Below are 21,079 nucleotides of genomic sequence, written 5' to 3'. Positions count from 1 at the left end.
GTGAAAGTTGTTATCGCTTTCGCGAAAGCGCAAAACCCAATAGCTATGAAACGATTTTTTACCCTTTTATTAATAACAATATTAGCTGCTAGTTGTCAAACAGTACGAGTTACTCAAGATTATGATGTAAATGCAGATTTTAACAAGTATCAAACGTACGCCTACTACAAACAAGGTATTGACCAAGCCGATGTAAGCGAACTTGATAAAAAACGTATTCTTAGAGCTATTGATGCGAATATGCAAGCAAAAGGATTTACCAAATCTCAAAATCCTGATTTTATGATTAATATCTTCACTGATGCCAAGGAGCGTGTTGATGTGTATAACAACTGGGGTTGGAATGTCGGCTGGGGCTGGGGCTGGGGCGGCTTTTGGGGTGGCCCATGGGGCAATAGTGTAAACCGAGTTACCGAAGGCGTTCTTTATATAGATTTTATAGACACCAATAAAAAAGAGCTTATTTGGCAAGGTATAGGAACAGCGCCGTTAAAGACCACACCACAAGACAAAATAGAACGAACCAATGAAATGGTTAAAGAAATATTAGAGCAATTTCCTCCAGAGCCAGCTAGATAACTTTTTTGGAATTAGTATTAAATAGGCTTCCTTATCAAGCAGTCACATCAAATAATCGTAAGTGTATTGAGAAAACCTCATCTATACATCTGATTTTTATGCCCTTTAACTGAAATTAACAATAACACGTTGATAAATACGTAATTATGACATTTAAGTTTTTGATTTGCATAATCTAAAATGATAATGTTTTGAGATTAATTTCAGTTATTTTCCTTTTTTCTTTTGCCACGAGCTTAGCTCAGGTTGGTATAAATACCACTTCTCCTGCCGATGGTACTGCATTGGATATCTCATCATCCGATAAAGGAATATTAATTCCTAAAGTATCACTTAACTCAACTAATAGCTTAAGTGGAATAAATTTAGTAGGTAGCACACTTGAAGAAGGTGTTTTAGTTTATAATACAGCAACCACTTCTGGGATAAATGCCGTTTCACCCGGTTTTTATTATTGGAATGGTTCCAATAGCTGGATTTTATTAACCAATTTAAAAGATTGGTCGGTAGAAGGTAATAATGCCATTTCTACGGACAGGTTTGGTACAAATAATAACATCCCTGTTATCATTAAAACGAATAATAATGATAGATTTCAAATAACTACATCGGGCAGACTTTTGAGTTATTCTAATGGAACCGAATCGTTACCATCCTATTCATTTGCGAATAAAACTAATTCAGGAATGTATTTGAACGGATCCGATGAAGGCTTAATGTTTACAAGTGATGGGTATGACTTTTTGAAATTACAAAATTTTGGCACCTCTAGACAGATAACACTAAATCCTGATGGAGATGGTGATATGAGTCTGCAAATTCGAGGAGATTCAAATGTAATTCTTAGTGCAAACTCAAGTAGACATAATCTAGACGTAGGTTCTAATGCTAACCCAGAATACGCTTCGCTTGCCTTAAGTCAGAGTAATCGTGGACTTCTACTAAATAGAGTAAGTTTAACAGCTGCAAATTCTTTCAGTCCATTACCATCAAATCCAGCTTCAGGTACAATGGTTTACAATAGAAGTGAAAATTTAACTCCATCAGGATATCTTAACGATGTTCGCCAAGGTGTGTATGTATGGAATGGTAGTAGATGGATACCACAATTTGCAGAAACACGCTCAGCAAGATTTGGTAATGCAGCAAATAGAACGCAAAATTTAAACGATTTCACTTCTAACGAATTAGAACTGTTTTCCTTTGCGGAATGGAATGATGATTATAGTTTATTTAACGTAAGCTACGGATCAGGCACAACAAGATTGACAATAGGAGAAGATGGAAGGTTTGAAATAAAGGTAAATATGTCAATAATAGTCGATTCAGGATCTACTAACACTGACATTCAATTAGATGCTGAATTAAGGGTAGATCGAGGAGGAACCACAATATATCCAGGAACAACAACATCTAACAACTATATGAGAAATAGAAATGGTGTAACAACTTCTAGTATCAACATAAATGAACTTGTTGAATTAGAAGCAGGTGATCAAGTCTATATTCATGTAGAACAAACAGGGAACACGGGAACAGTTACCATGAGACCAGAGGCAGGAAGTAATTTTTTTACTATTAAAAAAATTAAATAAAACCTCTAAGGTTACTCAATCTCGGTGCCGTTTACTATTACTTTATAGTTAATCGCAACTACAGTATCAAAAGTTTTAGAAACACTACAGTATTTCTCAAAACTTAAAGCCGCTGCACGAGCAGCCTTTTTATCATCTATATCTCCTTCCAGATGAATAGCACAAGTGATTGACTTAAATGGTTTTGCATTATCTAATTCAAATCGATCTCCTTCCACCTCAACTTTATAACTAGTGATAGATTGACGTTGCTTTTTTAGAATATCAATAATATCAATTGCGCTACAGCCACCTACTCCCATTAAAACAAGTTCCATTGGACTTACTCCTTGTACAGGAGTTGCGCCACTATGATCGATCATTACTGTATTTCCTGAGGAGCCTGTTGCTTCCATCAAAAAATCATCATTCTTACGTTCAATTTGAATTTTCATCACTTAATAATTCAATACCTCTTCAATCTTATTCTTTACCTTTTCAGTACTAGGAATCATGGTTTGCTCTAGCGTACTATTTAAAGGTATCGCAGGCATATTCTCACTTCCTATAAGCATTACTGGTGCGTCCAACTCTTTAAAACATTCTTCTTGAATACGACCTTGCAATCCTCGTGAAAACCCATTATCACTAGGTTCTTCGGTTACAATTAAACATTTACCGCATTTCTTTACACTGGTAAATACGGTCTGATAGTCCAACGGATGTAGAGTACGTAGATCCACTACCTCTACTCTATCCTGAACTCCTAATTCTTGAGTGGCATTCATAGCCCAGTGAACACCCATTCCATAGGTAATTATCGACAAGGTTTCCTCTTCCTCTTGTTTCCATATTTCTTGTAGAACCCATGCTTTACCAAATGGCAGGACGTAATCTTCACTAGGCTCTATGCTAGTCGCTCCTTTTGTCCCTGGCACTTTGGACCAATACAAACCTTTGTGTTCAAAAATTACAACAGGATTAGGATCATAATAAGCTGCTTTCATCAGTCCTTTTAAATCGGCACCATTAGAAGGATATGCTATTTTAAGACCTCGTATATTGGTTATAACACTTTCTACAGATGATGAGTGATAAGGACCACCGCTACCATAGGCACCTATAGGCACTCTTAAAATCATTGATACCGGCCATTTACCATTACTCAAGTAACATGATCTGGAAACCTCGGTAAATAATTGATTCAAACCTGGCCATATATAATCTGCAAACTGAACTTCAACTATTGGTTTTAATCCTACCGCACTCATTCCTACTGTACTACCTACGATGAATGCTTCTTGAATAGGAGTGTTAAAAACTCGATTATCACCAAACTTTTGAGCTAGTGTAGCTGCTTCTCTAAAAACACCACCTAATCTTCCTCCTACATCTTGCCCATAAAGTAAGCATTCAGGATGCTTGCGCATCAATTCTTCGACTGCAAACAAGGCACAGTCCACCATGACTACTTTCTCTGCGCCCTTTGGCGATCGTTCTCCTTTTTCCTCAGTAATCGGTGTAGGTGCAAAATCGTGCGTAAACAAATCTGCTGGTTCTGGGTCTGGTTGTTCTATTGCATTTTTGAGAGATTGCTCTACTTCTGCTTTCGCGAAAGCGTCCATCTCATCCAGTTCCAGCTCGCTAAATCCATATTTACCCATAAGCTCACGCATGCGTGGATAAGGGTCACGACTACGTGCCTCTTCAAGATCATCTCTATAAAACTCCATGCGAACACCGCTTGTATGATGATTAAGCAATGGCACCTTGGCATGAACTACAAATGGTCTACGTTCTGTCCTGATAGTTTCAATTACTTTTTCAAGGGTTTTATATGATTCCTCAAAGTCTGTCCCATCAATACTTACCGAATCTAAGCCATGAAACCCTGATGCATATTGAGCAGCATTTTGTGCGCGTGTTTCTGCTTCATTGGCACTTATATCCCAGCCATTATCTTGTACTAGATATAGAATAGGTAATTGCTTAAGGGCTGCCATTTGCCAGGCTTCCGCTATTTCACCTTCGGTCACACTGGCATCACCTAGTGAACAAACAACGATAGGCATGTTAATATCGTCACCTTGCTTCAATTCGTCAAGACTTTCCTTGTACCACATTCCCATTGCCACACCTGTTGCAGGAATTGCCTGCATTCCTGTTGCGCTACTTTGATGAGGAATTTTAGGCTTGTCCTCGTCGTTCAATGATGGGTGTGAGTAGTAGGTACGACCACCACTGAAGGGATCATCTTTTTTAGCTAATAACTGTAGCATTAAGTCATAAGGCTTCATACCTATTGCCAGCAGCATGGCATCGTCGCGATAGTAGGGAAATGCAAAATCTTGAGGTAGCAATTGCATTCCAATTGCAGTTTGTATGACCTCATGACCACGGCTAGTGGCATGTACATATTTTGAAACCAGCTTAAAATTATCTTCGTAATGCTCTGCCATTGCTTTGGCAGTAACTAGATTACGATAGGCCTTTTTAAGGTTTTCCTTAAATTGAGTATCATTTATAAAATTACTCATATTAAATGTTTTACCTGTCCACATCACATTATCAATGTAGACAGTGATTTTATAGTGTTATAAATCTTTAAGATCGGGAACAAGAGCCATATTATCGGCTACCTTTTTCAAAAAGCTACCGCCTAAATAACCGTCAACAACACGGTGATCAAAACTTAAACTTAACATCATCATACTGCGAATCTCGATGCGATCTTCTCCATTTTCTGTGATTACTTCAGCACGCTTTTTAATAATCCCAGTTGCCAATATTGCGACTTCCGGTTGATTGATAATGGGTGTTCCCATTAAGGAACCAAAGGTCCCTACATTACTAATTGTAAAGGTGCTTCCTTTTATATCGTCACCACCTAGTTTATTATCCCTAGCTAGCCCAGCAAGTCGATTTACATCGGCAGCAAGTTCAGGTAATGTTTTCTGATCGGCATTTTTAACTACAGGCACTATTAAATTACCGGTAGGCAACGCCGTTGCCATCCCAACATTTATTTCCTCTTTTACGATAATATTTTTGCCATCTAGACTACTATTAATCATTGGAAATTCTTTGATAGCGCTGGCAACAGCTTTAACGAATAATGGCGTAAAGGTCAGTTTGTTGCCGTGTTTTTCTTGGAATTCATTTTTCACGCTTTCGCGAAAGCGTACTACATCAGTCAAATCTGCTTCAACATAAGCAGTAACATGTGGACTAGTGTGTTTACTATACACCATGTGATCTGCAATCATGCTGCGCATGCGATCCATCTCTACAATACGACCAGTTCCTTTGTCTAAATTGAGTTGGGGAATTCTATATGCCGTTGGGTCTGGTTCTGGCGTTACTGATTGTGCAAATTGATAAGGCCTGCCTTCATTCAAATACTGTATTACATCACTCTTGCGTAGACGATTATGTTTACCAGTGCCGGGAATACGAGCTAATTCCTCATACGAAATGTGATGTTCTCTTGCTATACTTAGTACTAACGGGCTTATGAACCTATCAACATTGACAAATGAGGTTTGAGTATTACTAATTGAACTGGTTACGGCCTTTTTAGGCTTGAGAGGTGTTTGTTTTGGTTTCTCAGAACTCGTTTTTTGAGTTGCCTTTTGTTCGGAATTTTCTGTTCTTTTTGTTGTACTTACTGCTCCTTCTACCGGCTCAAATCGAGCAATCACAGCGCCTATTTCAACCACGTCTCCCGAATTGAATAAATGCTCCTGCATGATACCACTAGCAGTCGCAGGTACTTCATTATCAACTTTATCAGTACCTACTTCAACAAGAATATCTCCTTCTTCAAAGGATTCTCCTGGTTGTACCATCCAATTGAGTACAGTTCCTTCGGTTATACTTTCACCCATTTTGGGTAAAACAAAATCTTCCATTTTTGCCATGGGATAAAAATAAGAAAACTAACGGTTGTTAGCTTACTTATAATTCTTAAAGTAGTAATATTTTTAGGTATGAAATAGGCTAAAAAATCAAAAGCTTTTTTAAATCATTTTTGATTCAATGCTGGTTTACTGGAAAGTAGTAAGCTTCAAATTTACTTTATGCCATTTATTATTTAATCTAGGAAATAGGGCTAAAAGCTTTTTTGGTGAAAGCGTTTTCCATTAGGATAGAAGGCTTTCCATTTGCCAATTTGCTTACCTCGTTTAAAGCGACCAGAAATTTTTAACTCACCAGTGATATAATATTCTCTATATCTACCGTTAGGTAAACCATCACTCAAAGGAACTTTGAATTTAAGCTGACCATTTGAGTAGAATTGCTCATAATCACTAGCGGTAAAATCTGAAGGAAATAGGTCAAGCTGAAATATTGTTTCTTTATCTAGATTTACCACATTGCGCACCAACTCAATTCCTGGTGAAACCTGTTGCTCTAGTTCTTGCACCTGATTATCATAATCAGGATCATATCTCATTACTGCTTTTGTTTTAAATAAATCATCCTTTGCCTTTAACTCAAAACCTAGTTGGGTAAATTGAGAGTAAAAATCGTGTTGCTTATTAAGCAGTAGTTGAGTTTCTTTATTTAAGTATTGACTTCCTACATGAGCTAGTTTATTAGTATCTATATAAAAAAACACGTTGCTTTGGGTACTGAATTCATCAATAAAATCCATGTAATAATCGCTGTAAATCAATGTGTTTTTGCCCTCGTAATCATCAATCATCTTTTTGAGTGTTACTGGACTGTTAGAAAAGACTATATAGTCATCAATAACTGTATAATATGGTTTTTCAATTCGTTCAAACATTCCTCCTAACACCCATTTAAAAAAGCCTTTTATATCAAGAAAATTTATGGCATGTTGTTTATAATTAACCGTCTTAAATTTGACAGGAGATTTTTTACGAATTTGTTCTTGAACAAATCGTAGCCGCTCCTGCATTACATCCTCGTCGTTATATTTAATGGCAGCTATTATACTTTCCTGGTTACTCTTATAATTAGAATTATTGCTATTATCTAGAGTAGCAAAAGCAAATTCATCATCCCACCAAGAATACATATCACGATCTAGATCTATATCCAGAAATTCCTCTATCTTCTTTTTACCATTTTCATATTCTTCAACTGTTTTATTTTCTTGTTTCTTTAAAATTGAAATAAAATCCTGATGTAGAGATTGAAAATCATCAAACCCAAAACTTATATAAAGTGCGGTATCATTTGGTAAAATAGTAGTGGCATCTAAGCTACCTGTTCCAGAATTGTCTAATGCTTTAATAAAGGCTTGTGCAGTCGAATTACCGCTTATATAGCCAGTTGCCTTTAACCATCGATCACTTTCTTCTTCTATTTGAAAACCACTGTAATAAAAATTTCTTTCAAGAATATCAATGATATCACTGGATTCATTAACAAAAAGACCATAGTAATTACTGAGCTGATTGTGATTCAAGTAAAACCTGAATAAGCCATCATCTTGAATCTCGTTTTTCACTTTTATGAAATTCAAGTCGGTACTTAATTTAGGGTTTTTACTTGTGGTAATACTTCTTTCAACCAATCGAGGTGTGTAACTTGCTACTAATTGATTTTCTATAAAGGTTATTCTAAGAACCTCATTTGTATTTGTATCCAATATCTCTTGAATTACATGTCCTTTAAATTCTCTTTTAGAGACACTGTAATTCTCATTAACTAATTGGCTTATGTTATTTTTAATCAAATCAATTTTTGAATACTGCCTTAAATCGGCTACGTATAAAAACCCGTAATCATCAAAGCTGATTTTATGAGCACTTATAATAAGATCTCTATCTCCTATTTTATTAAATAAATTTCTTTCTGACTGAAAAAGAGAATCCAATGAGTTTAACTTCTCACTCATCAATGCAATTTGCTCATTCGATTGCAAATGATCCCATAATTCACTTTGAGAAAGAATTTCTAAATTACTAATAGGTTCGCGCGTTTCAATGATGAACATCGCATCATGAGGTACAAGGTGAAAAGCGTTTATACGATCTGGTTCAAAAACAAACCAACTCGCGACCTTGTAGACTATAAAAGCTAAAAGGGCAAATAGCGCAATTTTAAAATACCTCTTTATGGTCATTGTAGGATTTAGCCTTTGGATCAAGATGATAATTACAGATCATGTAGTAATATTATAATTAAGTCTGTATCACCCCAAGATTAAAATCCTTTTCAATAGGTGCATGATTTGCGGCTTCTATTCCCATAGAAATCCACTTGCGTGTATCGCGCGGATCTATAATAGCATCAGTCCATAACCTTGCAGCTGCGTAATAAGGAGAAACCTGATCGTCATATCTATTTTTGATTTTGTCAAACAAAGCTTTTTCATCTTCTTCGCTCAGCTTCTCACCCGATTTTTCTAGGGATGCTTTTTCAATTTGCATGAGAACTTTGGCAGCGCTATTTCCAGACATTACTGCAAGCTCTGCGCTAGGCCACGCGACGATTAATCTAGGATCATAGGCTTTACCGCACATAGCATAATTACCAGCACCATAACTGTTTCCTACTACTACAGTGAATTTAGGCACCACACTATTTGAAACAGCATTTACCATTTTGGCACCATCTTTTATGATCCCACCGTGTTCTGACTTGGAACCTACCATAAAGCCAGTCACGTCTTGTAAGAACACTAAAGGTATTTTCTTTTGGTTACAGTTGGCAATAAAACGGGTTGCCTTATCGGCGCTATCACTATAGATTACACCACCAAATTGCATTTCACCTTTTTTGGTTTTTACAATTTTCCTTTGGTTGGCCACTATACCAACTGCCCATCCATCAATTCTAGCATATCCAGTTAGGATGGTTTGGCCATAGCCAGATTTATATTCTTCAAATGTATCGGCATCGATCATACGATTGATGATATCCATCATATCATATTGATCACTACGCTTTCGCGGAAGCGTACCAAATAACTCTTCTGGATCCAGAGAAGGCGCTACGGATTCCTTTCTATTAAAACCAGCCTTTTCAAAGTCTCCAATTTTGTCAAAAATATTCTTGATTTTATCTAAGGCATCTTTATCGTCGCTAGCCTTATAATCAGTCACACCGCTTATTTCACAGTGAGTAGTTGCACCACCTAAGGTTTCATTATCGATACTTTCTCCAATGGCTGCTTTAACCAAATAACTTCCTGCTAAAAAGATACTACCTGTTTTATCAACTATAAGAGCCTCATCACTCATTATAGGTAAGTAAGCACCACCAGCAACACAGCTACCCATAACAGCAGCAATTTGAGTGATTCCCATACTACTCATAACTGCGTTATTACGAAAGATGCGACCAAAATGTTCCTTGTCTGGGAATATTTCATCTTGCATAGGCAAGTACACTCCTGCACTATCTACTAAATAGATAATCGGTAATTTATTTTCAATCGAAATTTCTTGGGCTCTTAGATTCTTCTTACCCGTAATAGGAAACCAGGCTCCTGCTTTAACCGTAGCGTCATTTGCGACTACGATAACTTGTTTACCTTGAACATGACCAATTTTAACTACTACTCCACCGCTAGGACAACCACCATGTTCCTCATACATTCCTTCACCAGCAAAGGCTCCTATTTCAATAGCATTGGATGGATCGTCCAATAAATAATCGATTCTTTCTCTTGCAGTAAGCTTACCTTTAGCATGAAGCTTATCTATGCGTTTTTGCCCACCGCCTAAAGAAACTTGAGCAAATCTTTTTTTGAGAGTACTTAATAGTAATTTATTGTGATCTTCGTTTTTATTAAAGTTGATATCCATCGATTGCGTAGTTTTCCCAAAAATAGCAAATCTCAACCTGAAACGCAGAATATAACTGGTTTAAACAAGATTTAAAATGAATTCAAAAGCCCTTATTAATCAATGAATTAAAACGTAAGCCTCAAGTCTAAAAACTTAAAATTATGTTAATGAGAGTTCAGCACAATTGATTTAAATCACTTCTTGTAGCATTATCCAAATTATTATTACGTGAAAATCCATGCAACAATGCCATACAGTGCACGCATTTTGTGTTAATCAATAATAAAAACTAAATCTACCTGAGAAGTTTTAAAGAGGAAGATTAAAATATTCCTCCTTAAACCTCTGCATCTAATAAATCGGTAGCAATATGGTACCGTGGATCCTCAACACTACTTTCAATAATAGTATCAAATTCAGGATTACGACGCATGAGTAATTCTTTACACTCAGGACTTAAATGGGTCAGCTTCACTTCTTTTCCTTGTGCTTGATATTTATTTACAACCTCTCGTAATGCTTCAATTCCTGAATGATCCTGAACCCTAGATTCAATAAAATCTATTTTAATTTTTTGCGGATCATTTTTAGGATCAAATTTCTTATTAAAATCAGTCACTGATCCAAAAAATAATGGGCCCCAAATTTCATACACTTTGGTTCCATCATCTTCAATACGTTTTCTCGCTCTAATTCTTTTGGCACTTTCCCAAGCAAAAACAAGAGCACTTATAATAACACCTACAAAAACAGCAATTGCAAGATCAAAAATTACTGTAACTACTGATACTGTTATCAAAACAGCAGCATCAGATTTTGGAATTTTATTTAGTATTCTAAAACTAGACCAAGCAAATGTGTCAATAACCATCATAAACATTACACCTATCAATGCTGCGATAGGAACTTGCTCTATTAGTTTATCTGTAAACAATAAAAAAGTTAACAAGGTAATTGCCATCATAACCCCAGAAAGTCTACCACGACCACCGGCATTAATATTAATTACTGTTTGACCAATCATTCCACAACCACCTGTTCCTCCGAAAAGTCCACTCACAATATTACCTGCACCTTGCGCCACACATTCACGATTACCACTACCACGTGTCTCGGTAAGTTCATCGACTAAATTCATAGTCATCAAGGATTCAATCAAACCAACCGCAGCGGCAAGAAAAGCATAAGGAAGGATAAATTGAAAAGTTTTAAAATTGATTGGTAAGTTGCTCCAAAGATCAGTATTAAAAGTAGGTAATTCACCCTTTAAACCTGTCCCACCACCTTCAATTATGTAGGAACCTACTGTGCTTACTTCCATACCGCTTATCACAACAACAGCAGTTGTAACTATGATTGCGGTTAATGCCGCTGGTATCTTTTTAGTAAGTTTAGGTAATAACCATATAATTCCCATGGTTAATAAAACAAGCGCAATCATCGTCCACAATTCAGTTCCTTCCATGTAGGTGGATACATATCGCGTAACTCCATCTTCTCCCACAACTGGATTTTTATGTGAAAACATCTTTACTTGCGCGATGAAAATCACTACCGCAAGACCATTCACAAATCCCATCATTACTGGATGTGGTATTAACCTAACGAATTTACCTATCTTAAAAACACCTGCTCCTATTTGAATAATACCCATTAATATTACCGTGGCAAATAGGTAGTAAAAACCCATATTTTCTACTGGGTTTTCAAAGGCCATACCCTTTTCATGACCTTTAATAATAAGATCAACAAATATCACTGCAACGGCACCAGCAGCGCCCGATATTAAACCAGGACGACCACCAAATAAAGCGGTTATTAATCCTATTATAAATGCTCCTGAAAGTGCTACTAATGGATCAATACCAGCCACAAAAGCAAAGGCCACTACCTCTGGAATCATAGCTAGCGATACTGTAATTCCCGCAAGAATATCGTTTTTTGGAGATTTTGTAAAGTTGTTGAAAATTTTAGCCATGCTTGTGAACTGCTGTATTTTAAAGGGCGCAAAGGTAATCGCTTTTTAAGGTTTATAAAACCTTGAATAAGTTATTTATATTTGAAAACCAGTTAACCAAGAACTTCATGAACTTATACACAAGGTGTACCAGTTGTGGCAACCATTTCAATTTAAAGATTAAGGGAAAAGACCGTGTTGAAATCAAAATGAAATACGGTGATTCAATTGCATCACAGTGCAGTCATTGCCACACACAACAATCAACACCTATTAAAAAGATTAAAGCCGAAACAAATCAGCTAATCATCTCGATAGGATTTATAATAGGAGCTGTGGCGTTCTTAACTACATTTTTCTTTATAGGTAAATATTTGGCACTTGGTAAGGCAGTTTATTTCATTTATGGTGGTTTAACCTCTTTACCGTTTTTATTATGGCGTATTGAAGAGAAGTCTGTCAGGAGTTTTAATAGTACCTACTTAAAATAAGGTTAATTCCTTAAAAATCAATCTATGAAAAAATATGTCCCGTTAGTTATTGTTTTTCTCGCTTTCGCGAAAGCGGAAACACTACGAGCTCAAAATGATATTGAAGTTGTTTTAGAAGATTTACTTGTCTATCTGGATGGGTATATTGAACCAGCAGCCGAAGCCAGTGTTACTCAAGCAGGAGCAGCTTGGTATTACAGTGCTAAAGCACTACCCAAATTTAAGACGAGCATAGGCTTACATGCTAATGCGCTAGTTGCTCCTGAGAAAAAACAATTCTTCACAGTAAATAACGATCAATTCAACAATTTGAGAATACGAGGAGGCGAAGAAGCTAAAATACCAACAGCCTTAGGTCCAGAACAACGAACGTTTTTCGATTTTACCGTGGAAGGTGAAGAGTATGAACTTCAAGTTTTTGAAGGCATATCATCTGAAGTACTAGGACATCCATTTTTACAAGCTAACGTAGGCTTATGGGCCGAAACTGAATTGCTTGTAAGATTTGCGCCAAAAATCACCTTGGATAAATCTAATTTTAGTTTATACGGTATTGGGCTTAAACATAATCTAAGCCAATATTTCTTTGGTTCACATCGTGATTTTGAGCTAGCAGTTCTAGCCAATTATTCTCTTTTTGATTTTAATTTAATATTTGACCCTTATACTATAGAATCAAATCAAGGAACAGCGCTTACAACCATTGATGGTGCTTTAATTGACTCACATGCTGTTATTGTCCAATTAATTGCAAGTAAGGAATATAATAATTGGACATTTTCTAGTGGTGTAGGTTATACAAATAGTTGGATTGATTATCGACTTACAGGAAGTGAAGGTACGTTTCTGAACTTATTTAACGAGGTCCTCGTAGCTCTTGGTGAAACTAAACAGTCTTATCGATTTGATCTAGGTGCCACTTACAACTGGAATAAATGGAGTGTCACATCTCAATTAAGTGTGGCTCATTATGCTAATTTAAGTTTAGGTGGTGTTTACAAGATTAATTAATAGTTTCATTTTCTTACTTATTTCAATAGTAAGTATATCGGTTCAAGCACAAGAAACTTCATCAGAAAAATCGGCTAGAAACAGGAAAATCGGTATCGGATATGGCTGGCACACACAGCAATCTTTTCCTGGAACGAGCAACGATTATATTTATGAAACAAAGTCGGCTCACATATTTTATGAATGGCAGCAATGGCAAAGTGGCAAATGGACCTTTCACACCTCAATTGAGACGGCACTATATCAGGTAGATCATCAATTGCTTAATTTTTATTTTATTACACCAGATCAAGAAAACTTTCAAGAAAGACGTGATCGATTCACACAGGCAAGATCATTTAACGAATACGTAGCACATGCAGGACTGAAAACAGTTTACAACTGGGATTTTGAAATAAAACCATTTATTCAAATTCGTATAGGTCCTATGTATGGCACACAAACTACCGAAAGACTGAAACGAGGTTTTTCTTTTTCAGATGTTTTGAGTATTGGAACACAATATCAAGTAGATGAGCATGAATTTATAATAACCTATAGCTTAAGACATACCTCAAATGCAGGTTTAAAATTTCCCAATAGCGGTCACAACAGTTCAGGATTTCAAATAAGTTATGCTTATTTGTTCTAGAAATAAGTTTAGTTAACTTATTAAACTCTTAAAAATTCACACAACTTTATTACGAGATTACTGTTTAATTAGCACTTCTATCCTACTCTATCCTATAATTTTACATTATCTAAGAATACAAATAAGTAGTAATTATTTTACAAAAAAAGGGATGCTGTGCTTGCATCCCTTTTTCATTGATAACCTAATATAAATTCTTTACCATTAAAGTCTATCAGCAAGTTGAACAAGCTCTTTAAACTCTTGAATATATCCATGCGGATCACTCAATTGTACCGACTGTAAAACCTGTTCAATATCACCGTAATTGAAACTGCCTTTATAGCTAGAGTTTCTAAGATTCATTCCAAAACTAGCTGCAGCAGCACCTAATTTTTGCTGTGATGAGCTCGCATTAAAATCAAGATTAGCATCTAATAGTTCTTCCACTAGTAAATTGCTGGTTGAGTTAACTGGCTCTTTATATCTTAGATTAACCTTGAGACTAGGTTGATTAGCACTTCCTGCTGTTGATGCAGGTACAATCTCATAAAAGGCGGTAATGGATTGCCCGCGACCTATTTCCCCAGCATCTTCCTCGTCATCCTCAAACTGATCATCTTGTAGCAACCTGTTTGCATATCCAATAAGTCGATAACTTTGCACTTCAGTTGGAGAAAATTCTACTTGAATTTTTACATCCTGAGCAGCGGTAAAAAATTTATTTCGTTCGTGAACAAAAACTTTCAGCAACTGTTCTGTTTTGTCAATATATTCATAGGTCCCATTTCCTTTATTAGCCAATTGTTCTAAGGTTCCTTCATTTAAATTTCCTCTACCTACACCTAAAGCTGTTAGAAAGACACCTGATTCTTTTTTATCCTCTATAAGTTCAATAAGACCTTCTTGATCAGATACTCCAATATTAAAATCACCATCGGTACCTAGAATCACTCTATTATTTCCATTATTTATGAAGTAAGATTGAGCTATTTCATAAGCCGTTACGATACCTCTTGCACCTGCAGTTCCACCACCAAAACCTAAATCATCAATAGCTTGTTTTATTCTTATTTTATCACTTCCTGGAGCGCCATCTAAAACCACCCTATCTGCACCAGCATAAGTAACAATTGAAACAATATCATCATCATTGAGTTCATCCACCAAAAATTTAAACCCAGATTTAAGCAAACCAAGTTTATCAGGCGAAGACATACTTCCTGAGACATCAATTAAAAAAACATAATTACTACCTGCAACGGTTGTAAGATCAATATCCTTTCCTTTTATACCTATTCTAGCAAGCTTATGTCCATTTGTCCATGGACAGCTTGTAATCTCTCCATTTATAGTTATCGGACTAGTTGAAAAATCATCATCATAATTCATATCAAAATAATTAATGATTTCTTCAGTGCGCACAGCATTAACAGGTGGCAAAACCGCTTCCTGTTGTAAAAAGCGCCTTACATTAGAATAAGATCCACCGTCGGCATCTATTGAGAATGTAGAAACCGGAAATTCAGTAACGTCAAGAAAAGGATTTTCTGTAACTTCATTATACTGATCGCCTGAAAATGGTTCTGGGTATGACGAGTCATTGTAAAACATCCCTTGATCCTCACAAGAAGTCACAAAAAATAGTGTAATAATTAAAAGTGATAGTAATTTTTTCATGGTTGCGTTTTTAGAATAGATACACATTTCCTTAAAAGGTTGCGTAAAAGAGTGTATCATTTATGAAGAAAGGAACATAAATAAGGATCTTCACAAAAACGCTAGGACAAATAAATTAAAACGCGCGATAAAAAAAATCCCGATCTGATATCAGATCGGGATTTAAATTGATGCGAGAGGTGGTTACACCTTATTTTACTTTTTCCACGATAGCTTTAAAAGCCTCTGGATTATTCATTGCTAGGTCTGCAAGAACTTTACGATTAAGTTCTATATCGTTTTTCTTTACAGCACCCATAAATTGAGAATAACTCATTCCATGTAAACGAGCACCTGCATTGATACGAGTGATCCATAAACGACGGAAAGTTCTCTTTTTATTTCTTCTATCACGGTAAGAATAAGACATTGCTTTCTCAACCGCATTCTTTGCTACTGTCCAAACGTTTTTACGACGTCCGAAGTAACCTTTTGCCTGCTTAAGGACTTTTTTTCTACGAGCTCTACGAGCTACAGCATTTACTGATCTAGGCATAATTTTAATTTTTTAATAGTAGGCGACTGTTTGAACAGCACTTTTAAAAGCCTAACTATTGGGTTTTTATTAATTAATAAACCATCAAGGTTTACAGCTTACTTAAGATTAAGTTGTAACTTGATATTGTTTTCATCACTCTTGTGCACAAGTGTATCGTGAGTAAGAGCTAACTTTCTTTTCTTGCTTTTCTTTGTCAGAATGTGACTTTTAAAAGCGTGCTTTCTTTTGATCTTTCCAGTACCAGTAAGCTTAAAACGCTTCTTTGCACTAGATTTAGTTTTCATTTTAGGCATAATTTCCTTTTTTAATTTCTCGCATATACTCAATTAAAAAAACTGAATAAAAAAACAGTCTTCTAATTTGAGGACTGCAAAAGTAATATTTTTAATTTAATTCACATTCCAGAATTGGTGTAAAAACTATTCGATTAGTATCTTTTTACTAATTATAGAACCATCGCTATATATGTGAGCCATGACCATTGAATTTTTTACACCCAATTTATCTATTCTTATGATATCATTCTCAGGTTTAAATTTTCCTAATTCTCTTCCCATCATGTCATAGAAGATAACTTGGTCTATTGCTTGATCTGATTGAATAGTTAATTCATCTTTTGCGGGAACAGGGAAGACTTCCATATTTATAGATTCTTCATCTTGAGTATTCAATGCTGCTCCCGGAATGAGTACCTTAACTAACCAAGCATCAAAGAAAGTAGGTGCGAAACTATTACCAAATCCAGTAGCGAATAAACTACCATCATCTACTAATTTCATATCAAAAAATTCTGATATACTAGAACTTGCATTAAGACTAAAGTTATTAGGTGGCGATCCCGGAGTTCCACTAAAAGTCGTATCAACAGAACCGTCAGTATTTAACCTAAACAGTAAACTATTGTAACCTGCAAAGTTAGGAGAGGCTCTATACATGACAATGAGTTTACCATTAGGTTGAAAAATAACATCATTAGCAATGTGATCATCTCCTGTAACAAATTCATAATTATTAACACCGTTGGAATTATTGGAAAAACTTGTATCAATGCTACCATCAGTATTTAAAACGGCAATATTAAGTTCTTGTTTACCGGAGCTTGAGAATGTTGGCGGATAAGTGCCATAGACGACAATTTTCCCAGTACTACTAACATCCATAGAAGTTCCCAAAACTGCACTTACTAAACTAACATTACCATTATTTCCAAAAGCAGTGACAAGATTCCCTGAAAAATCATATTTCTGTACGAAACTATTAGCGACTTGATTATTGGAATCATATTCTTCTAAAGTGACCAAAAAAGATGTTGGACTATCTTGTACGATGGCTCTAGAATAAAAATCCGTTGTATTACTGATTAATTCCAATAACCCATTGTTTCCAAAATTGGTATCTAAAATGCCGCTACTATCTAATTTGTAATAAACTTGATTCGAATCACCTCCAACTGGTGTGTACGAGTAAGACAAAATATATCCTGAATTATTAGTCAAACATAATACAGTATAAAAACCTCCAGCATTCATACTAGCATTAGAAGGCCATGGAAGTACGGTCGAACCATTACTTCCAAAAGTAGTATCAAATGAACCATCTGCATTTAACCGTATTAACGCAGGTCTACTTTCAAATTGTAAGCCAACGGCTAAAATAATCTTATCACTACCCGGCTCTAATGAAAAATCCCGTATACTTCTTACAACTACTGGTAGACCTAAGTTGTCTACATATCCATTAGTTCCAAAGTTGTTACATCTTGTACCATCTTGATTTAAACAATAAATCTCATATCGTAAATCACCAACAAATGGACTTGTCTTTACACCAAATAAAATAGTCCCGTCTGATCTTTTTAAAACACGCCTTCCTTCCTCATCATTGCCACCTGTATTAATGACCTGTCTTCCAGTAGGTGAATTAAAATTTGTAGTGTCATAGCTTTGCCCTATGCTAAGGTCAGAGATTAACAAGGAGGTAATAATCAATAATACAGAGGAAAACTGCAACTTGTTTAACATAGAGTATGATTTTCTCAAAAATAGCTTTTTAAAGCCAGATAATTTGATAAATAGATAGTTAAAAAAAAGAGCAAAACCTTTCGACTTTGCTCTTTTAGTTCAAATAGTATTTAACCTTATTTTTTCTTAGGCGCGATAAACATATTCATACGCTTACCTTCCATTTTAGGCATTTGTTCTACTTTACCTAGATCTTCAAGATCTTGAGCAAGTCTAAGCAACAATATTTCACCTTGATCTTTATAGATTATAGAACGTCCTTTAAAGAAAACATAGGCCTTTAATTTAGCTCCTTCTTTCAAAAACTTCTCGGCGTGTTTTTTCTTGAACTCATAATCGTGATCATCTGTATTAGGACCGAAACGTATTTCCTTAATAACCACCTTACTTGCGTTTGCCTTCATGGCTTTTTCACGCTTCTTTTGTTCATAAACAAATTTCTTGTAGTCAAGAATTTTAACTACTGGCGGTTCTGCGTTAGGAGAAATCTCAACAAGATCTAGTTCTTGCTCGCGCGCTTCTTTCAATGCGTCACGGGTGTCCATTACTCTAGGTTCACCTTGACCTACTAATCTAACTTTTCTTGCACGAATTTTCTCATTAATTGCGTGCTTATCTTCTTTAATAATTCGAGCCGGTCCGCGGCTTCTGCGTCTACGTATTGCTATGGCTATATAATTTTAATTAAACTTCAAATTTTTTCATGGTAGCATCGATTTCTTCTTGTATCGCTTTCGCGAAAGCGGAAACATCCATACTACCTAAATCGTCTCCACCATGTTTACGTACAGAAATAGTGCCATTCTTTTCTTCTTGTTCCCCAACAATGATCATATAAGGGATTTTATTCATTTCGGCCTCACGGATTTTTTTACCCATGGTCTCTGCACGGTTATCAACTATAGTGCGAATTTCGTAATTTCCTAGAGAATCTGCTACCTTTTTTGCATAATTTTCATATTTCTCACTGAGAGACAGTATAGTACATTGCTCTGGCATGAGCCATAATGGGAAGTTACCACCTGTGTGCTCTAGTAAAATTGCGATAAAGCGTTCCATTGATCCAAACGGCGCACGGTGGATCATCACTGGTCGATGTGACTCATTGTCAGCTCCTTTATAAGACAGATCAAATCTTTCTGGCAAATTGTAATCAACTTGTATAGTTCCTAACTGCCAGCTACGACCTAGAGCATCTTTTACCATAAAATCAAGTTTAGGACCATAGAAAGCAGCTTCACCTTCTTCAATGACATAATCTAAACCTTTATCTCTTGCCGCGCTGATGATCGCGTTTTCTGCAATTTCCCAGTTATTAACGTCGCCTATATATTTTTCGGGTTTTTGTGGATCTCTTACACTCACTTGCGCGGTGAAATTTTCAAATCCTAATGAACCAAAAACGTATAATACTAAATCTATAACTGCTTTAAATTCTTCATCTAGTTGTTCTGGCATACAAAAGATGTGAGCGTCATCTTGAGTAAATCCACGTACTCGAGTAAGACCATGTAGCTCACCACTTTGCTCATAACGATAAACAGTCCCAAACTCAGCAAAGCGTTTTGGTAAATCTCGGTATGACCATTGTGTACTTTTATAAATCTCACAATGATGAGGGCAGTTCATCGGTTTAAGAAGAAACTCTTCATCATCAGCTGGTGTAGTAATAGGTTGAAAACTATCTTCACCATATTTAGCATAATGTCCTGACGTTACGTATAATTCTTTTGAGCCTATATGAGGACTTACCACCATTTCATAACCAGCTTTCTTTTGAGCTGCTTTTAGGAAGTTCTCTAATCGCTCACGTAATGCAGCACCTTTTGGCAACCATAAAGGAAGACCTTGACCTACTCGCTGTGAGAAAGTAAATAACTGTAATTCCTTACCTAATTTTCTATGGTCGCGTTTTTTTGCTTCTTCAAGTAATTCTAGATATTCTTTAAGGTCCTTTTGTTTAGGAAAAGAAATACCATAAACTCTAGTAAGCTGTGTATTATTTTCATCACCACGCCAGTAAGCACCAGCAATAGACATTACTTTTACAGCTTTAATTATTCCTGTATTAGGAATGTGACCACCGCGACACAAATCAGTAAATGAATCGTGATCACAAAAGGTAATCGTCCCATCCTCAAGGTTCTCTATAAGTTCTACCTTATACTCGTTATTTTGTTTTTTGTAGAAATCTAGCGCATCTTCTTTTGAAACACTGCGCATTTCAAACTCATGTTTACCTCGAGCGATTTCCAACATTTTGGCCTCAATTTTTGGAATATCACTTTCAGAAATACTGTGCTCTTTAAAGTCTATATCGTAGTAAAATCCATTATCTATAGCTGGTCCTATTGTCAAACTCACTCCAGGAAACAGTTCTTCAATAGCCTGAGCCATAACATGTGAGGTTGAATGCCAAAAGGCTTCTTTACCTTCCTTATCTTTAAATGTGTAAAGAATTAGATTTCCATCTTCGGTAAGCTGTGTTTTTGTTTCTACTTTTTTCCCATTGTAGCTAGCACTAATAACATTGCGCGCTAATCCTTGAGAAATACTCATTGCGACATCCATAGGTGTTGAGCCGCTCTCCATTTGTTTGATACTACCGTCTGGTAATGTAATATTAATCATAAGTACAAAATATGAATAAACAAAAGTAATCTTTTAAGCCTATTAACAAAGCATACATGGATTAAACTTATGGTTAATTAAGAAGTTGGAAAAACAGATTATTATTGATTTGAAAGTTTATGAACAACCATTTATAACTCCGGAGATTTAAATCTATTAGATAAAAGTCATTTTTATTAGACAAACTTTCTCAACTACAACAAATTAGCTATTGGAAA

Annotated in this window: 17 protein-coding genes; 5 read left to right on the top strand and 12 right to left on the bottom strand. The window is 35.9% G+C overall.

The window, feature by feature from the left end; translation table 11 throughout:
* Both AAT17_RS10585 and AAT17_RS10580 read left to right on the top strand, forming a co-directional pair.
* Nucleotides 1-579, top strand: coding sequence for a DUF4136 domain-containing protein (locus AAT17_RS10585; RefSeq protein ID WP_367379274.1), 579 nt, complete (start codon nt 1-3; stop codon nt 577-579).
* 191 nt (nt 580-770) lie between these two features.
* Entirely contained in the window at nt 771-2,174 is a 1,404-nt protein-coding gene (locus tag AAT17_RS10580; protein ID WP_060524202.1) for a hypothetical protein, read from the top strand.
* 11 nt (nt 2,175-2,185) lie between these two features.
* On the opposite strand, the gene AAT17_RS10575 is transcribed toward AAT17_RS10580, so the two are convergent.
* The 6 genes from AAT17_RS10575 to AAT17_RS10550 form a co-directional block, all read right to left on the bottom strand.
* Entirely contained in the window at nt 2,186-2,608 is a 423-nt protein-coding gene (locus AAT17_RS10575; protein ID WP_060524200.1) for an OsmC family protein, read from the bottom strand.
* Between the two features lie 3 nt (nt 2,609-2,611).
* The gene (locus AAT17_RS10570) at nt 2,612-4,690 is read right to left on the bottom strand and encodes a thiamine pyrophosphate-dependent enzyme (RefSeq protein ID WP_060525078.1); all 2,079 of its coding nucleotides are present in this window, start codon (nt 4,688-4,690) and stop codon (nt 2,612-2,614) included.
* 57 nt (nt 4,691-4,747) lie between these two features.
* On the bottom strand, nt 4,748-6,064 hold the full coding sequence (locus AAT17_RS10565; protein ID WP_060525076.1) for a dihydrolipoamide acetyltransferase family protein: 1,317 nt from the start codon (nt 6,062-6,064) through the stop codon (nt 4,748-4,750).
* A 200-nt stretch (nt 6,065-6,264) separates the two neighbouring features.
* Nucleotides 6,265-8,253, bottom strand: coding sequence for a DUF3352 domain-containing protein (locus AAT17_RS10560; RefSeq protein WP_060524198.1), 1,989 nt, complete (start codon nt 8,251-8,253; stop codon nt 6,265-6,267).
* A 58-nt stretch (nt 8,254-8,311) separates the two neighbouring features.
* On the bottom strand, nt 8,312-9,940 hold the full coding sequence (locus AAT17_RS10555) for an acyl-CoA carboxylase subunit beta (protein WP_060524196.1): 1,629 nt from the start codon (nt 9,938-9,940) through the stop codon (nt 8,312-8,314).
* A gap of 319 nt (nt 9,941-10,259) precedes the next feature.
* Nucleotides 10,260-11,900: a SulP family inorganic anion transporter gene (locus AAT17_RS10550; RefSeq protein WP_060524193.1), complete on the bottom strand. Its 1,641-nt coding sequence runs from the start codon at nt 11,898-11,900 to the stop codon at nt 10,260-10,262.
* Between the two features lie 107 nt (nt 11,901-12,007).
* Between AAT17_RS10550 and AAT17_RS10545 the strand changes: the two genes are divergently transcribed.
* The 3 genes from AAT17_RS10545 to AAT17_RS10535 are packed head-to-tail and all read left to right on the top strand — an operon-like array spanning nt 12,008 to nt 14,012.
* Nucleotides 12,008-12,370: a hypothetical protein gene (locus tag AAT17_RS10545; RefSeq protein ID WP_060524191.1), complete on the top strand. Its 363-nt coding sequence runs from the start codon at nt 12,008-12,010 to the stop codon at nt 12,368-12,370.
* A gap of 24 nt (nt 12,371-12,394) precedes the next feature.
* Nucleotides 12,395-13,381, top strand: a complete 987-nt coding sequence (locus AAT17_RS10540) for a DUF6588 family protein (RefSeq protein ID WP_060524189.1) — start codon at nt 12,395-12,397, stop codon at nt 13,379-13,381.
* Complete coding sequence (locus tag AAT17_RS10535; protein ID WP_060524186.1) at nt 13,362-14,012, top strand: acyloxyacyl hydrolase; 651 nt, start codon at nt 13,362-13,364, stop codon at nt 14,010-14,012. The genes AAT17_RS10540 and AAT17_RS10535 overlap by 20 nt, the downstream gene beginning before the upstream one ends.
* A 204-nt stretch (nt 14,013-14,216) precedes the next feature.
* Here the strand turns inward: AAT17_RS10535 and AAT17_RS10530 are convergent, their stop codons facing one another.
* The 6 genes from AAT17_RS10530 to thrS all read right to left on the bottom strand — a co-directional run bounded on the left by AAT17_RS10530 (nt 14,217) and on the right by thrS (nt 20,861).
* Nucleotides 14,217-15,671: a von Willebrand factor type A domain-containing protein gene (locus tag AAT17_RS10530; RefSeq protein ID WP_082587012.1), complete on the bottom strand. Its 1,455-nt coding sequence runs from the start codon at nt 15,669-15,671 to the stop codon at nt 14,217-14,219.
* A 190-nt stretch (nt 15,672-15,861) separates the two neighbouring features.
* Entirely contained in the window at nt 15,862-16,206 is a 345-nt protein-coding gene (gene rplT, locus AAT17_RS10525; RefSeq protein ID WP_042277677.1) for a 50S ribosomal protein L20, read from the bottom strand.
* 98 nt (nt 16,207-16,304) lie between these two features.
* Entirely contained in the window at nt 16,305-16,502 is a 198-nt protein-coding gene (gene rpmI, locus AAT17_RS10520) for a 50S ribosomal protein L35 (protein ID WP_042277675.1), read from the bottom strand.
* A 126-nt stretch (nt 16,503-16,628) separates the two neighbouring features.
* Complete coding sequence (locus AAT17_RS10515) at nt 16,629-18,230, bottom strand: hypothetical protein (protein ID WP_060524182.1); 1,602 nt, start codon at nt 18,228-18,230, stop codon at nt 16,629-16,631.
* A gap of 116 nt (nt 18,231-18,346) precedes the next feature.
* Nucleotides 18,347-18,856 (bottom strand): translation initiation factor IF-3, encoded by a 510-nt coding sequence (gene infC / locus AAT17_RS10510; RefSeq protein WP_082586947.1) that lies wholly within the window; start codon nt 18,854-18,856, stop codon nt 18,347-18,349.
* 58 nt (nt 18,857-18,914) lie between these two features.
* A complete protein-coding gene (gene thrS, locus AAT17_RS10505) occupies nt 18,915-20,861 on the bottom strand; it encodes a threonine--tRNA ligase (RefSeq protein WP_060524180.1) in 1,947 nt (648 codons plus the stop codon).
* Nucleotides 20,862-21,079: the final 218 nt, after the last annotated feature.

This window comes from Nonlabens sp. MIC269 (assembly GCF_001430865.1).
GTDB classification, from domain to species: Bacteria; Bacteroidota; Bacteroidia; order Flavobacteriales; family Flavobacteriaceae; genus Nonlabens; species Nonlabens tegetincola.
This window is presented reverse-complemented; position numbering and strand designations above follow the sequence as displayed.

What these genes read in the sequence shown, in the direction of transcription:
- AAT17_RS10575 (WP_060524200.1), bottom strand. Translation starts at nt 2,608, where the DNA reads ATGAAAATTCAAATTGAACGTAAGAATGATGATTTTTTGATGGAAGCA.
- AAT17_RS10570 (WP_060525078.1), bottom strand. Translation starts at nt 4,690, where the DNA reads ATGAGTAATTTTATAAATGATACTCAATTTAAGGAAAACCTTAAAAAG.
- AAT17_RS10565 (WP_060525076.1), bottom strand. Translation starts at nt 6,064, where the DNA reads ATGGAAGATTTTGTTTTACCCAAAATGGGTGAAAGTATAACCGAAGGA.
- AAT17_RS10560 (WP_060524198.1), bottom strand. Translation starts at nt 8,253, where the DNA reads ATGACCATAAAGAGGTATTTTAAAATTGCGCTATTTGCCCTTTTAGCT.
- AAT17_RS10555 (WP_060524196.1), bottom strand. Translation starts at nt 9,940, where the DNA reads ATGGATATCAACTTTAATAAAAACGAAGATCACAATAAATTACTATTA.
- AAT17_RS10550 (WP_060524193.1), bottom strand. Translation starts at nt 11,900, where the DNA reads ATGGCTAAAATTTTCAACAACTTTACAAAATCTCCAAAAAACGATATT.
- AAT17_RS10545 (WP_060524191.1), top strand. Translation starts at nt 12,008, where the DNA reads ATGAACTTATACACAAGGTGTACCAGTTGTGGCAACCATTTCAATTTA.
- AAT17_RS10540 (WP_060524189.1), top strand. Translation starts at nt 12,395, where the DNA reads ATGAAAAAATATGTCCCGTTAGTTATTGTTTTTCTCGCTTTCGCGAAA.
- AAT17_RS10530 (WP_082587012.1), bottom strand. Translation starts at nt 15,671, where the DNA reads ATGAAAAAATTACTATCACTTTTAATTATTACACTATTTTTTGTGACT.
- rplT (WP_042277677.1), bottom strand. Translation starts at nt 16,206, where the DNA reads ATGCCTAGATCAGTAAATGCTGTAGCTCGTAGAGCTCGTAGAAAAAAA.
- rpmI (WP_042277675.1), bottom strand. Translation starts at nt 16,502, where the DNA reads ATGCCTAAAATGAAAACTAAATCTAGTGCAAAGAAGCGTTTTAAGCTT.
- AAT17_RS10515 (WP_060524182.1), bottom strand. Translation starts at nt 18,230, where the DNA reads ATGTTAAACAAGTTGCAGTTTTCCTCTGTATTATTGATTATTACCTCC.
- thrS (WP_060524180.1), bottom strand. Translation starts at nt 20,861, where the DNA reads ATGATTAATATTACATTACCAGACGGTAGTATCAAACAAATGGAGAGC.